The organism is Azospirillum sp. UFLA03-27, assembly GCF_059803775.1.
Map to the genome: position 1 here is coordinate 1 of NZ_JAUQTX010000178.1, position 15064 is coordinate 15064.

Genomic DNA, 15064 nt, shown 5'->3' on the forward strand with positions numbered 1-15064 from the left:
ATGTAGCACAAAAGCTGGTGGAAATAGCCTCGCCACCCGCGCCGGAGCGAATTAAAGCGACAGCGCCAGTATAGAGAAGCCCGACGGAGGAATGGTGAGCGTGTACTACCCCAAGAAGCGCTGGAAAGCCGGTCGGGACATTCTCGGCATCGCTGGAACCACCTTCCAACTCCATAATGGAGCCCAGGTTGTGCCGCCCAGCGGCTTCGAGGATGTCGGGTTTCCCCTTCGCGTCGAGACGCCGCCTCAAATTTGGGCTTACGCCCTGGAAATTCCCCTTACTCTGACCGATCCGACGGACGCGCCGGTCACAGGCCCGCTGCTCTTCGAGATCGACATCACGGTCGAACAGGGCAGCGTTGGGCTGGCCGCCGCCACCCCTGGACTTGGTGCCTTTGCCTCGGCGGAAACGTTCGTGACTGCAGACGCCGGCCCTACCAAGGCTCTGGTGTTCGCCAAGGAGGCCCAGTCCTGCGCGGCGCTGATCCTGCGTAAAGTCGACAACGGGAAGATGCCGAGCGTCGCAACACTGTGGGGCATTCGTTGCGCCAAGGCCAAGGATGCATGGGCTGAGCCAGCCTTGGGGCCGTCAGCCGCCGACCCCGGCGCAACGGACGTGCCGCTAAGCGAACTTGCGGCCATCCTTGGGCTGGGAGACACCGAGCAAACCGAGCCGGCCGAAGCGGGAGCCATGATCTGGCGAGCGTTCGATGCATCCGACCGCCTGCCGATTATCGAAGCGGACAGACTCGGTGCCCACCTGGGATTCGCGGAGCCGTTCGCCTTGGCGGAACGCCTCCTGGAACATCCCCTGACCCAATGGCGGATGGAGAGGGATGACGCCCTAATTCTTTCTTACCTTTATGCGCAGCACGCCCCGCGCCGACATCTGGAATTCGGCACCTGGGAAGGGTTCGGCGCGGTTCTGTGCGCGCAGTCCTGCGGTGCCGAGATCTGGACGATCAATCTTCCTGACGGTGAAAGCACGGCTGACGGAAGTGCGGTCTACGCGCAGCCCGTCGCCGCGGGTACTGAACTCCCGCCTAGCACGCCAACCTTCGCAAACTCGTCAGGAGCCCTTTACGTCCAGACCGACAGGGGCGAGCGCATCGGCTGGCGCTATCGGGCGGCAGGGCTGGAAAACCGGGTTCACCAACTGTTGTGTGACAGCACCGAATGGGACACATCCGGCTACCCACCGGAGTTTTTTGATTCGGTCCTGATTGACGGTGGGCACCAAGTGAACGTCGTCGTCAACGACACGGATAAATCTCTGCCCCTTCTGCGGCCGGGCGGGCTGTGCATCTGGCACGACTTTTGCCCGAACCCGGAAGCGTTGGAGTCTTCGCCAGCCGGCTTAGGAGTGGCCGAAGCCATTATAAAGAATTGGGCGCGTTGGCGACCCGAGTTCTCCGACATTTTTTGGATTCGACCAAGCTGGATCTTGCTCGGAGTGAAGCGTCGGTAAAAACACGACACTCAGTTGTTCTGGACACCTTGACTCATCCATCCATTATATTTTAGTTGCATTGGCGAAACGGTTATGCGAATTGTCCAAGGCCGTACGCACCGCACGTCCTCGCAAGCGCGATAAACTCAGGCAGATAACATGAGCGCCTTCGAATCAAAACCCATCGAAACCGTTCGCGATTACTGGGACGCGCGCCCCTGCAATCTTCGCCATTCCACGAAGGAAATCGGCAGCCGGGTGTATTTCGATGAAGTGGAAGCCCGCAAATATCGTGTAGAGCCGCATATTCCAAGCTTCGCCGACTTTAATTCCTGGAAAGGAAAGCGGGTTCTGGAACTCGGTTGCGGGCTCGGAACCGACACCATTAACTTCGCGCGGGCGGGCGCGCATGTCACCGCCGTTGATTTGTCGATGAAATCGCTGGAGTTGGCGCGCAAGCGTGCAGAAGTGATGGGCGTCGCAGACCGCATCACCTTCTACAACGCCAACGGCGAGAACCTGTCCAGCATCGTGCCGGTGGAGCCTTATGATCTGGTCTATTCGTTCGGCGTGGTCCACCACACCCCCCACCCGGATCGGGCCATTGCTGAACTCCGCAAGTATGTAAAGCCCGGCGGCACAATGAAGATCATGGTCTACTACCGCTATTCCTGGAAGGTCTTGTGGATTTTGTTGACTTATGGCAAGGGGAAATTCTGGAAGCTTGCTGATTTGGTCGCCACACATTCAGAGGCGCAAACCGGGTGCCCTATTACTTACATCTATGACTGCAAGGAAGGCCAGCAGTTGTTAGAGAATTCCGGACTTCGAGTTACACAGACCGAAGTTGATCACATATTCTCGTACCGAATTCCCGACTATGTCGAATACCGTTATGTCCGTGAGTGGTATTTCCGGTGGATGCCAAATTCCTTGTTTCGCTTTCTTGAAAGGAAGTTTGGATGGCACCTTCTTTTAACTGCTGAGGCTTCGAAATAAATGACGCAGTGGCAGAAGGCCTCCCAGCGTAGCTTCGAAAAACAAATTCACGCTTCTTAAACATTGGCAGCGGATACTTCCTGCAACTGAGAACGTCCGCTCCGCGTCGCCGACCGTTACCATTGAACAACCCGTGTGGACATACGCCATGCAGATTTCCGTTATCGGTCTTGGAAAGCTCGGAGCTCCTCTGGCCGCGGTTCTGGCGGACAAAGGACACATCGTCATCGGCGCCGATCTCAACGAACGGTTCGTCGCGGCCATCAATGAAGGCTGCGCACCGGTCGACGAGCCCGGCCTTCAGGAGTGCATCGACCGCGCAGGCGGACGGTTGCGCGCGACGATGGACGTCGAGGAGGCGACGCTGGAGAGCGATATCACCTTCCTCATCGTCCCGACCCCCAGCACGGCAAGCGGCGTCTTCACGAACAGGTATGTTCTGTCGGCGGTGGAGGAGATCGGCCGGGCGCTGCAGCGCAAGGACGGTTACCATCTCGTCGTGGTGACCAGCACCGTCATGCCTGGCTCGACCGGTGGCGAGATCCGCGAGGCACTCGAACGGAGTTCCAAGCGCACGCTCGGCGATACGCTGGGTCTTTGCTACAATCCGGAATTCATCGCACTCGGCAGCGTCATCGCCAACATGCTGCGGCCGGACTTCGTCCTGATCGGCGAATCAGACACGCGCGCTGGAGACCTTCTGGAAGCAATCCACCACTCGGCGTGCGAGAACGCGCCGCCGGTGCGCCGTATGAATTTCGTCAACGCTGAGCTTTGCAAGATCTCAGTCAACACGTTCGTCACGACCAAGATTTCCTACGCCAACATGCTGGCTGAAATCTGCGAGCGCCTGCCGGATGCTGATGTGGACGTGGTCAGCGCTGCGATCGGCTCGGATAGCCGTATCGGTACGAAGTACCTACGCGGCGCCACCGGCTACGGCGGTCCTTGCTTCCCACGCGACAATGTGGCTTTCACAGCCTTGGCCAAGCAAGTCGGCGCTCCGGCCGACATCGCAGAGGCGACGGACCGCATCAACCGCCACCAGATCAAGCGCCTGTCCGGAATCGTCATGCGCCAAGCCGCTAAGCCGGCGCGGATCGGCATCCTGGGCTTGTCCTACAAACCGGACACCGCCGTCATTGAAGAAAGCCAGGGCGTAATGCTGGCCAAGGCGCTCCTGGATGCCGGTTACGAGGTCGTCGCGCACGATCCCATGGCGGGAGCCGCCGTGGCCGCGGTGTTGCCCGCTGTGACCGTAGCGGAGAGCGCGGAAGCCTGCGTCGCGGCAGCCGATGTCGTGGTGCTGACAACGGCCTGGGAGGAATACCGCTCCCTGCCGGTCACCGCCTTCGCCCGCCCGAACGGCGACCGCATCGGCGTCGTGGATTGCTGGCGCCTGCTGGACGGCGAGCGCTACGGCGCCGTCGCCGATCTGGTGCACCCGGGATACGGCGCCTCCACGGCGCCGTCCGGGCTGGCACAGGCACTTGCTGGCTGAGGCCGGTCTCAGACCATTCCGAAAGGTGTTGATTATGGGCTATGTCCTCGACAGGAACGACCTCGTTCTGGTGACCGGTGGCGGGGGGTTCATCGGTGGTCATATGATCGCACGGCTGCGGGAGCGCGGGTTTACCAAGCTGCGTTCGGTCGACATCCGGCCCGCAGAAGAGTGGTACCAGCGCTTTTCCGACGTCGAGAATCTTGTGCTCGATCTGCGCGACCGGGAAGCCTGTCGAACCGCCGCCCGCGGGGCTGGCGCGATCATCAATCTCGCCGCCGACATGGGTGGGATGGGCTTTATCGAGACGCACAAAGCCGAGTGCATGCTCTCGGTGCTCATCAACACCCAGATGCTGATGGCCGCCAGGGAGTTCGGCTGCAAGCGCTTCTTCTACGCGTCCAGTGCCTGCGTCTACGCGGCTGACAAGCAGACGAACGCCGAGGTGCTACCGCTGAAGGAAGCCGACGCCTATCCGGCCATGCCAGAGGACGGCTATGGCTGGGAGAAGCTGTTCAGCGAGCGCATGTGCCGTCACTTCCGCGAGGATTACGGGCTGGAGACGCGTGTTGCCCGTTACCACAATGTCTATGGTCCGCATGGCACTTACGATGGGGGCCGGGAAAAGGCACCCGCGGCCATCTGCCGTAAGGTGATCGAAGCCAAGCTGACCGGCCGGCATGAAATCGAAATCTGGGGTGACGGCGAGCAGACCCGCAGCTTCATGTACATCGATGATTGCCTGAAGGGCACGTTGGATATCCTGAAGAGCGACATCCTGGAGCCCATCAATCTGGGCAGCGATCAACTGGTCACCATCAACCAGTTGGTGGACATCGTTGAAGACATCGCCGGCATCAAGCTGGAGCGTCGCTACAAACTTGACGCGCCCAAGGGCGTGCGCGGTCGCAACAGCGACAACACCCGCATCACAGAACTGCTGGACTGGGCTCCGTCGATTCGCCTGCGCCAGGGGCTAGAGCCAACCTACCGCTGGATTTACGGTCAGATGGCGAACCGCTGACCGTCAAGCAAGCAGCTCACACCCCCAGGCCGCCTAGGGGCAAGAGTGAAGCGGTTCCTCATCTACTCAGCCAAGTGCACGTCGATGCTGTAAAACTCGGCGTGCGTTTTGGTACCGTCGGGTGCGGCATTGTAAAGGACCAGCTGATTGATCTCCAGCGGCTTGTCAATGAGGATCAAAACATCCGAAGGTGCGTCACCACGCTCAATCGGGGTATGATGCATCAGTTGACTGAAGTCGGGCGGCATCACGCCCATCCCCAATGTCCCTTCGAGAACATGGACTCGGACTGTGACCGCCAGAGGGTGTGGCGGTTCCGGCCGTCGTCCCAGATCGGCCACGGCGGCGATGAACCACTTTTGCGGCAGGATTTCCACCGATGCCCGATCATCGTGCATCCGAACACGGCACTCGCCGGAACTTGCCACCAGCGCTTCGAGGCTTTGACATATCGCCTCACCGTCAAGCGTTACAGCCTCCTCGACCAGCCGGATGGCCTCTCTGTGCCGGCCCACCGCGCGCAAGGCCCGCGCCAGGATCATGCGTGGCCGTGCAAGGGCATCACCCAGCGGCGCTTCCAATGCCCGCCGAGCCCTTTCGGTGACGAGCGCCCAATCTTTTTGGTCGAGCGCCTCGTCGGACAGTTCCAACCAGCCCCTCACTTCATAATCCGGAGCAACTGCCAAAGTCCGTTGCCGCACCGCTTCACCCTCGGATTGTCGTCCTGTCCTTTCCAGCCAATCGGCCAAGGCGAGTGCAGCGACACCGAGATCCGGCTTCGCCTCAAGCGCCCGATGAAAGGCCGCAACGGCCATATCGGTTTCACCTTGCTTCGCAAACGCTCGCCCCATCTCGTAATGGTACCGGCCGAGCGTGTCCTGGCGGATAGCCCTCCGCCAAGCGCTGAAATCGATTTCCATGGGCAAGATTTGGCTGTTTTTATTGTCCGGCTGCATTCTACACGAGCGCCTCTTGTTCCGAAGGCAATCGGTTGTGGACTGGCAGGTTGATCCAGAGAGCGAGGAATTGCAAGCCCACACGCTGTCGCTTCCCGACATCGGCATAGATGTCGGCGACGAAGGGCGACCGCTTGGCCTGATATTAATCAGATCGATCACTTCATAAAAGCCGCTATAGTGAGCAGGGTCAGTCATTCGATTTCAGCGCTGATGTTGCAAAAAACCGTTTTTCCAAGAGGGACTTATGCCGTCAGGTAATAAAAACGTCGATGTGGTCATTGGTCAACATGTTGTCCATGGCGGGAGAGCAGATTCCATCGGCGGGATTTTGCATGTTTCGACGCCAGCCCTACAATACGGAAACTCACTCCTTTTTCCAGTATTGGGAGCTTCTGATATCGGCGATAGGAACATCACGATCACGTTGGAGGGACGCGTCCTCGCCGGAAAGGTGGGGCTTTGCGCACTTCGGGCGGATGGCACGTTTCTTAAGGAAAGCCATCACAGGGCCGGCGCCACGATGCTGAGGCTTCGACTCATCGATGGCAAAGCCTCCGAGTGCGCGTCGATCGTCCTCCGCAATCTCGCCCCCCAGGGACAAGTTTCAGAGTTGATCGTCACACGCATTTTCGCCGAGACAACACACGCCGTCGAGGTTCTGTCGGCGGTAGCACCACGGACGCTCAGGGACGTTACGCTCGCTCCCTTTCATCCCGACGCTGATCGCAGCGACAACTTCGAGGCTGGCGGCATCGACGTAACGGAGAAATGCAACCTCGAATGCGTCATGTGCCATTTCAATGGACCGAAGGCCACGAAAAAGGCAGGAGCGCTTTCTCCGGAAATGATTGAGCGTTACTTGAACCAGCTTCCTCCCGGCGAACAAATCTGGTTCGCCGGTACTGGCGACTTGCTGATGGACGCGCGAGCGATCACCTATATCCGGCGCGCCCGGGACCTCGGCCTACACCCTTGCGTTCTTACCAACGGTCAACTGCTAACGCCCGAGTTGATGGACAATATGCTGGAGGCCGGCGTTCGCTTTATCCAGATGAGCGTCGATGCCCATACGGCTCACCAGTATGAAAAAATCCGGAGAGGCGCAAAATTCGACAAAATACTGGACGCGTGTGCATATCTGCGCCAGAAAAAATCAGATCACAAAGACCTTTCCGTTCAGATCAACGTTACTCTATTCCGCAACACGTTCGATAAACAAGATGCCATGATTGCATTCTGGAAGGGAAAAGTCGACCAAATCAACTTCAACGCAGAATACTATAATACGTTCCTTTTCCGAAACACGTTTCATTTCCCAGAAAAAAGGAACAATTGCCGAATAAAGCTTTACCTCTTGCCAACGGGGCACTTGGCCCCGTGCTGCGCCATGCAGGTCTACCAGCATGAAAAAGACGCATCCTGGCTGCCCCACATCGATCAGATGACGCTGCAGGATGCTTACGATTACCTCTGTGACCTTTACGAGAATCCAGACAGCCCATTTGCTAACCTCTGCCAGCAATGCGACTGGTGGATTCTCTATGCCGACGCAAAAGACGGTGCAACGCCCTACCTGCGCTGCGTTCCCCTGGCACCATGATTCACCACATGCAAAGGCGAGTCATGGAAACATTCAGGTTGGATAGAACAGCGGCGCATCCTCTTCAAAAGCCTGAATGTATTCTTGATAGGAAAGATCCGAACCAGCAGGTTGCAATTGATGGGCGAGAATATCCAGAGCCTGATCCGTGTCAAACAAGCTGGACAACGCGTCGCGGTGCTTCAAAACCACTTCCGCCGCACAATCGGGAAGATCGAAGAGCGCAAACACGGCCGCGAGCTTTGCAAGCTTTTCCGAGGAAAGTGCTTTAGCAAACTTCTCCTGTTCGGGAGCGCCGATATCGCGGATGTACACCGCATCACCCTGCAGCGGACGCCCCTTGATCGATTGCGACGGTGACGAGTAGGTGTAGCGCGCGGGCAGGGCCGCCATGGCGTAGGTGCGCACTGAAAGCCCGAACAGTTCGAAACCCGCCTTTTTCATCAGGCGGTCGACGTTGTGAAACGTATGATCGGTATCCTTATCCGATCCGAAGTAATTGACTTCGATGCAAAGCCCCAGGATTTTTCGGGTGTCCAAGACATCCGTCAGGGTCTGGAGCAGTATGTAGTCTGCTCCGTCCACATCGATCTTGATAAAGTCGACGTCGCGATCCTTCTCGTCGATGAAGGCGGGAAGGAAAACCGGGGCATCCGGATCAGCAAGCTGAACGCTTTGCCAAGCGTTCAGGCGGATCTTCTCTTCCAGGCTTGCGGTATCGATCTTCGCCTGTCGCAGCTCCAGGGTCTTGGCGATGGACAAGCGCCCCCAAGGGATGCGGGACCAATAAGCATTGCCTTTCGCTTGCGGGGCCAGAGGATGATGATCAGGAACGCCAACGAAGGCCGGAATGTAGGTAAAAGCCGGATTTCTTTCCCGCGCGTTGAGTCGAGCCACCTCCTCGACATTGGGATCGAACCCGAATCCGCTCAACCGTGAACCGAAAGCACGCCAGCCGACGTCGATACCGGAACTGCAGCCGACATCAATCAGCATGAAGTCCTCGGACTGAAGACTTGAAGCCACCAGACGAACAAATTCACAATCTGGAAGAATTCCATCCAATTTCCACACCCTTTCATAATAGCTTTGGGAAACGATAACAGAGACAGGAAAAGGGGTCAAACCGTCACGCGGTGTCGGTTCCGGTGCAAGGAGCCATTTCGATTCCATCGTCGCTAGGCGAAAGGAAAAGCGATATCTCACGTATCTGAGCGGTCCCGGCAATCGATTTGTCCCAAGCCTGGACAATGATCTCGCCGGCCTGCCGGATATCCGGTATCCGCAGTTGGAGAACTTGCCATGCCGCAGCCGGACTGAGGCATTGACGGGTCAGGAAGGCCGAGCCTTCGCGATTGAGCACACCGAAGCCGACTTCCGTCCCGCGGATTTGAGCAACGATCCGGACGGTTCCCCGCCCCCCGCGGCGCGCTTGCGCGGGAATGGGAAGAGAGGCTGCGTAACGCCAGGGGTGCGGTGGCAGTGTGACGGTAGCCACGCTGTGGTGTTCGATCGTTGCGTCCGAGGCGGAGGTCGTCAGCAGCGACACCCCGAACTGTTCTTCGAACAATTCCCCACACGGATCGGAGACGGACGGTAACGTCACGCCCTCCACCGAGCCCTTGGACAGAGCCGCGCGCAGAACCGGCTCGATCACGTCGCCATAAAAGCGGTGTCCCTGCGCGTTCGGATGGTTATCCCAAGGCAGCGCAAGCCATTCCGGCGTTTCCTCCGGCAACTCGGCATCCACGACCAGAACTCCCAGATCGGTAGCGTGCCTCAGCAGTTCGCGCTCCAGCGGATGCGTGCCCGGTTGCAGGTCCGCCAGGATCAACGGAAAGCCCATATCCTTAGCAAGCTGGGCCATGTCGCGAACGATCAGCTTGCTGATCATATGAGGGTGATGGGGCTCTCCCTCTAGTATCCGCGGATCAAGCTTGGCCAGGGCGCTGTCGATAATGGGAACCCGGAGGACCGTAAGTTCCAGGTCGGCGCTCGCAACCGCCCGAGGCTGCCAGAACATGTCCGCATTGAAATGCTCGGCGGTGAATTCGCTTTTATTGAGGCCAAGCAGCCATCCCGGACTGACAATGTTCCTGCGGTCATGTTCGTACAGCCGTCCATAGATGACCGCGGCAGGGCGTTTGCTGCGCAGCAATCGGCGTAGCATGAGCAGGCATTGGAAAGTACTGTACCCACTCACCCCAAAGTTACGGAACCGATATTCCGGAAACCGACTTTGCAGAATGGATGTATAGGTTTCCTCGTCCTGAACGGAAAATCCGAACGTGAAAGAACATCCGAAAACCCAGACTTCCGGCCGTTCCACCGCGGTGAAATCCAGGGGTGTCACCCGATAGCCTTCGGCATCGACCGCCGCATGAAACGAATGTTCCATTGCCTGGCCCGCCGCATCGTCTACGACGAATGCACAACCGGTGAATGCCGGGTTGTTGACGAAACCGAAATGCCGGTGAGGCTTGAACATCGGGGCCTTTGTCAGAACATAGGCCCCACATCCATTTCTCGGATGAATTCGCATGCAACTCACTTCGATCAGAAGAAAGTATAGTTGTAATCAACAACGTCCCTATCACAGGGCACAGACAGATCCTTTTGAGCGGCTTCGATCAACGCAACGATCCGATCTTTTAAATCCGCCAAGTCGCCGCACCCCTGATCGTGCCACATCGCCGTCAACGCCGCAGCAAACGTCTGGGGATCGTCCGTGACGGGAGCGGAAAGCAAGGCACCACTTGCAGCGGCAGGATCTGGTGGCACCGTAAAGTAGCTTTCCACCGCCACGTCTGGTTCCAACGGAAACAGAGGGCGTCCCTCTCTGCGGCGTTCTTCCGCGATTGGAACAAGATCATCATCGAAGACGTCGGCGGTCAACTCGTCAATCGAGGGCATAGGCTTTTCCTGGCTTCTGTTCTCTTAGGTCTCTTGGTTGCTCACCCTTGAACAAGATCCGGTCTTCGAGCACAAGCAGATCCAGGTCCGTGTTGAGGAAGCAAACGAGGGCGTCGAGTGGCGTACAGACGATCGGTTCACCACGGATGTTGAACGACGTGTTCACAAGCACGGGGCAGCCAGTGCGCTTGTGGAACGCTTCCAAAAGTGCCCTTGCGTCTGTTTTATCCTGGCAGGATACGGTCTGAAGCCGTGCCGATCCATCGACATGGGTAACCGCCGGAATATCAGAACGCGGCAGTGCGACCGCGGCCGTCAAATCCAGCGTCCCGCCATCCCAGGAAAGGGCGGGCAGCGACCGCCGCACCCGCTCGCTGACCGGCGCCACGAACAGCATGTAGGGGCTTTCGTGATCAAAATCAAAATAATCCTCAACATATTCACGCAGCACCATCGGAGCGAACGGGCGCCAGGATTCGCGAAACTTGATCTTCTGATTAATCAGGCGCTGCCCCTTTTCCAAACGGGCATCGGCGAGAATGGAGCGACTGCCCAGCGCGCGCGGCCCAAATTCCATCCGGCCGGAAAACAGCCCGACGATCTCACCGCGGGACAACGCATCCGCCACCACCGCATGGCGCTCGGCCGGATCTGCAACGATCCGCCCGACGCAACCGATCTGCTCGATGGCGCGGTCGATGGCATCCGCATCGTAGCGGGGGCCCAACCGGCTGCCCTTTTGGCGGTCGCCCGAAGCTGTTCTCGCCCGAGGCACTCCGAAATGGCCATGCATCGCGGTGAGCGCCCCGCCGAGCGCCCCGCCAGCGTCCCCGGCAGCCGGTTGCACCCAAATATCCTTGAAGATCCCCTCTCGCCAGATCGCCCCGTTCGCCACGCAATTCAGCGCCACACCGCCGGCAAGGACCAGATGTTCCTGGTTCGTTATACGCCGTGCTTCGATTGCCAGCCGCATCATGACCAGTTCGGTGACCTTTTGGATCGATGCCGCAAGGTCGGCTTCCCTTTCGGTGATGCTGCTTTCCGGTTCGCGTCGGCCCGCCCCAAAAAGATCTTCAAAATTCTTATTGATAATAATCTGAGATTTTAAAAATCCAAAGTATTTCATATTGAGTCGAAATGATCCATCTCTTTTCACGTCAATAATATTATTCATTATTACATCAACGTAGCGCGGCTTCCCGAATGGAGCTAGCCCCATTAACTTGTACTCTCCGGAATTTACTTTGAATCCACAGTAGTAAGTGAAAGCTGCATAGAGGAGTCCGAGCGAATGCGGATACCGTATCTCCTTGAGGATTTTTATTGCGTTTCCTTGGCCGATCCCAATGGAAGTGGTCGCCCATTCGCCCACGCCATCGACAACCAGAATTGCCGCATTCTCGAAGGGTGAGGGGAAAAAGGCCGACGCCGCGTGGGCGATATGGTGTTCCACGGCAAAGACCGGCACCTTCGCACCGACCACGTCAGCGATCCTGCGGGCAAAGCCGAACTTCTCGGCAAACAGTGCCTTGACCGCGTCCTGCCAAAGTTCATAGCCGTCGGGTGCCGCCATGACGGCGTTCTGCACCACCCGGTCGGTGGACCGCACGAGATTTTCATAGAATACGACCGCATCGAGCGGAGTGCCATCGTCGAGACACGATAGGCAGTATTTGATGGCGCGATCCGGAAAACCACGATCGTGCTTACGGCGAGAGAAGCGCTCTTCTTCAGCCGCAGCGACAACTTCGGAATCCCGCAGCAAGGCCGCGGCTGAATCGTGATAGAAGGCAGAAACCCCAAGTATATGCTTTACCGCATCGGTCATGCCGCGCCCGCCGAAGCTTAGAAAACGGGAAGATCCACTTTTGGATTTCGTGCATGAAAGCCCCCGACAGGTCAAGGCTCGTCGTTGCCGGCCCCAGGGCACCGCCCGGTCCGGCGCGGACGGCGCAAGCCGGACCGCCCAGTTCACAACCTGAACGGCAGCCTTCTTTTGCCTTGCGGAAAGCAGAGCCGAGAAAAGTTTGTTACGGCGTTTGCCTGTCTGTGCTATTATGCCAAGGCCGGGAAAAACCGGTCATTTTTGTGCAACCAGAAAAAGTCGATTTATTTTCATGGACAGCATTTTTACCCAGGTCCCAGGCCTCCCCGATATTGAATTGGTGGATTATTATGAGGAATTTCTTTGGTACTATCCGACTTGCGAAATGGAAGCAAAAAGATGGTGCGCGGAGAATATAAAGCCTGACTGGACCATTTTGGATGTTGGCGCCAACATCGGATATTATTCCATTCTTTTCTCATGGTTGGCAAAAGATGGTTTTGTGTTTTCTTTCGAGCCAACGGACACTTGGTCCAAGCTGGAGAACAATCTCCGGCATCATAATCTTCCAAACGTTGAGGCTTTGCGGCTGGGCATTGGCAAGCAATCGGGGCGGTTCGTGGATTCGATATTCAAGATTTGGGGACAGAACGCCGAGCGCCTCGAAGTGGATTTTTACTCCATAGACGACTTTGTTGAGCAACGACGACTTGATCGTGTTGACCTTATCAAAATCGATGTCGACAGTTTTGACCTGGAGGCGCTTCAAGGTGCGGAGCGGACGCTCCGCACCTTCGACCCATATGTTCTTGTCGAATTGAATCATGCATTGAGCCGCCGCAATCAGAGCAACGCTGAAGCGTTGCATTGGCTTTCGAAACAAGGATATAGTTCCGTATTCTGTGTGGATTATGACAACTTTATCTTGAAAAAATCCACGCCAGTTGTTAGTGAAAGCAGCGTTACCGTTTATTTCCCTGAACGCTGACGCCGTGTTCGATGGCGTCGCTTACGATGACAGCAGTAACGCGAGACTCAGGACGATCAATGCCCAAATGCCCGGCCGCATGGTACGAGTTGAACATTTCGGCGCCTGACAACATGGTCAGCGCTTGCTGCTATTATGCGGGTGAAAAAGACCCCTGGATCAATCACCCCATTGACATCGAGGGTTATTGGAACAGTGCGAATATACAAACCATACGCAAGATAAATTCTGGGAAAAAATCAGCGGATCCCAATGGATGCACCACATGCTTCTTTTTTCAGAACCGATCTGAAGATACTATCTATTTTGACACTTCTGTTTTCCCAGATCTCTCGGAGCACCAGACGGCAAACTGGAAACTTCTGCAGCAAGAATACGAGTCCGGAGCCGTAGAGCTGACCGCCACGCCGGTGCGGATCTACGCAAATTTCGGCTTCTCATGCAATCTAGCCTGTCGCATGTGCCATCAAGTGCCACGGCGCGCCGACAACAAACGCCAAGTACACGCCGACAGCATTTTGCGGTGGAACAAGGCTTTGCGTGCCGCCATGGACGTCACGGTCATCGGCGGCGAGCCTTTCGCGCTGCCGGAAGCCATTTCCTTCATCCGTCAGTTTATTAACAATCCGGACTACGACAATGTCCGACTGTCGATTTGCACAAATGGAACGCTCCATCACAAGCATATGGAGACTCTCCGCAAGAAGAAGCACTTGCATCTCGCCGTGAGCCTGGATTCGATTGGTGAAGGTTATGAGTCGATCCGCGTAAACAGTAAATGGTCACTGGTCGAGCGCAATATCCTTGAGTTTGTAGAGCTTGCAAGAAAAGAATATCCACAATGGTCATTTCAGACCAATGCTCTTGTCCTGAAAACTGGTGTCAAACGCCTTCCTGAGTATGCCCGCTGGCATGCCAAACACGGTATTGTGACGTCCTTCTACGATTTTATCAATTTTCGCGGGACGGAAGATGCGTTCTATAGTGAAAACCTGCTGGAAAACCCACAACTCTTGGACGATATTCCGGATTGGAGTAATTATTTTGAAGAAGCGCTGGACATATTCCGGAAAAGCAATCTCACCGTGGCGGCAACGTCTCTGGACCATTATTGGAAGCGCCTGACCAACCGGGTGGAGGAGTACCGGGCCACTTCGAATGCTGGCCGCAATCTGCGCCACCGTAATCACTGGAAAACGCAGCTCGAAATTCGTGATCCAAAAGACTTCTTAAACACATTCCAGTATATTCTCGCGGCGCAGCGTACTGGTGAGACACCAGACTACGCGAGCGATGAGACTTTTGTCCGTTTCACCAAAGTCAGCTATCCGCGAGATCACTTCCTGACCTCATACATGCCCGTAGCTGTTTACGAGCCTGGCGGATACTTCCGCCTTCGGCTTTCCTGGCCTAAGCTGCCGCCGGGGGTGCGGCGCGCCCATGTCGTCCTGCGCGCGGAACGTCGCGGCGAATTGCAGGGAACTTGGTATGTTCAGGAAGGCGACGACGGCATCAAGGCAGAATTCGTCGGTCGCATGGAAGCTGGCATTGCCAAGCTCCAGCTCGCAGCATATCCCGTCGGGGAGAGGGAGTCCGTGCTGCCGACCGAAGTCCTTTTGGACCTTGACGGCGCCACGATGAATGCTGTTGCGGCGACAGATCGGCTGTCGCCATAGGCTGGTGCTGGGATCGGCACAACATGGGGGACGCGGGCGGCGACAATGAAAAGGGGACTGTCTGAAATTTCGTGTACGGGCCATAACTTCGGGACCGAAGGAGGCCCCGCATGGCACGACGCAAACAAC

Annotated in this window: 12 protein-coding genes; 7 read left to right on the top strand and 5 right to left on the bottom strand. The window is 57.0% G+C overall.

Annotated elements, in window-relative coordinates; translation table 11 throughout:
* Nucleotides 1-100: 100 nt before the first annotated feature.
* The 4 genes from Q4I23_RS22715 to Q4I23_RS22730 all read left to right on the top strand — a co-directional run bounded on the left by Q4I23_RS22715 (nucleotide 101) and on the right by Q4I23_RS22730 (nucleotide 4974).
* Complete coding sequence (locus Q4I23_RS22715; RefSeq protein WP_498527716.1) at nucleotides 101-1468, top strand: class I SAM-dependent methyltransferase; 1368 nt, start codon at nucleotides 101-103, stop codon at nucleotides 1466-1468.
* Between the two features lie 141 nt (nucleotides 1469-1609).
* Nucleotides 1610-2449, top strand: coding sequence for a class I SAM-dependent methyltransferase (locus tag Q4I23_RS22720; protein ID WP_237908256.1), 840 nt, complete (start codon nucleotides 1610-1612; stop codon nucleotides 2447-2449).
* A gap of 148 nt (nucleotides 2450-2597) precedes the next feature.
* Entirely contained in the window at nucleotides 2598-3950 is a 1353-nt protein-coding gene (locus Q4I23_RS22725; protein ID WP_237908257.1) for a UDP-glucose dehydrogenase family protein, read from the top strand.
* 34 nt (nucleotides 3951-3984) lie between these two features.
* Nucleotides 3985-4974, top strand: a complete 990-nt coding sequence (locus tag Q4I23_RS22730) for an NAD-dependent epimerase/dehydratase family protein (RefSeq protein ID WP_237908258.1) — start codon at nucleotides 3985-3987, stop codon at nucleotides 4972-4974.
* 62 nt (nucleotides 4975-5036) lie between these two features.
* On the opposite strand, the gene Q4I23_RS22735 is transcribed toward Q4I23_RS22730, so the two are convergent.
* A complete protein-coding gene (locus Q4I23_RS22735) occupies nucleotides 5037-5930 on the bottom strand; it encodes a tetratricopeptide repeat protein (protein WP_498527717.1) in 894 nt (297 codons plus the stop codon).
* Between the two features lie 247 nt (nucleotides 5931-6177).
* Here Q4I23_RS22735 and Q4I23_RS22740 point away from each other — a divergent pair, with 247 nt between their 5' ends.
* Nucleotides 6178-7533 carry a radical SAM protein gene (locus tag Q4I23_RS22740; protein ID WP_498527718.1) on the top strand — a complete coding sequence of 452 codons (1356 nt, stop codon included), beginning with the start codon at nucleotides 6178-6180 and terminating at the stop codon, nucleotides 7531-7533.
* Between the two features lie 33 nt (nucleotides 7534-7566).
* Here Q4I23_RS22740 and Q4I23_RS22745 read toward each other — a convergent pair whose 3' ends face one another.
* The 4 genes from Q4I23_RS22745 to Q4I23_RS22760 form a co-directional block, all read right to left on the bottom strand.
* Complete coding sequence (locus Q4I23_RS22745) at nucleotides 7567-8529, bottom strand: FkbM family methyltransferase (protein WP_237908261.1); 963 nt, start codon at nucleotides 8527-8529, stop codon at nucleotides 7567-7569.
* 133 nt (nucleotides 8530-8662) lie between these two features.
* Nucleotides 8663-10021: an SGNH/GDSL hydrolase family protein gene (locus Q4I23_RS22750; protein WP_498527719.1), complete on the bottom strand. Its 1359-nt coding sequence runs from the start codon at nucleotides 10019-10021 to the stop codon at nucleotides 8663-8665.
* Nucleotides 10022-10089: 68 nt separating this feature from the next.
* Nucleotides 10090-10446: a hypothetical protein gene (locus tag Q4I23_RS22755; RefSeq protein WP_498527720.1), complete on the bottom strand. Its 357-nt coding sequence runs from the start codon at nucleotides 10444-10446 to the stop codon at nucleotides 10090-10092.
* Entirely contained in the window at nucleotides 10433-12274 is a 1842-nt protein-coding gene (locus Q4I23_RS22760) for a carbamoyltransferase family protein (protein WP_498527721.1), read from the bottom strand. The genes Q4I23_RS22755 and Q4I23_RS22760 overlap by 14 nt, the downstream gene beginning before the upstream one ends.
* Nucleotides 12275-12563: 289 nt before the next feature.
* Between Q4I23_RS22760 and Q4I23_RS22765 the strand changes: the two genes are divergently transcribed.
* Both Q4I23_RS22765 and Q4I23_RS22770 read left to right on the top strand, forming a co-directional pair.
* Nucleotides 12564-13259: an FkbM family methyltransferase gene (locus Q4I23_RS22765; protein WP_498527722.1), complete on the top strand. Its 696-nt coding sequence runs from the start codon at nucleotides 12564-12566 to the stop codon at nucleotides 13257-13259.
* Between the two features lie 89 nt (nucleotides 13260-13348).
* Nucleotides 13349-14935, top strand: coding sequence for a radical SAM protein (locus Q4I23_RS22770; protein ID WP_498527723.1), 1587 nt, complete (start codon nucleotides 13349-13351; stop codon nucleotides 14933-14935).
* The last annotated feature ends 129 nt before the right edge of the window (nucleotides 14936-15064 follow it).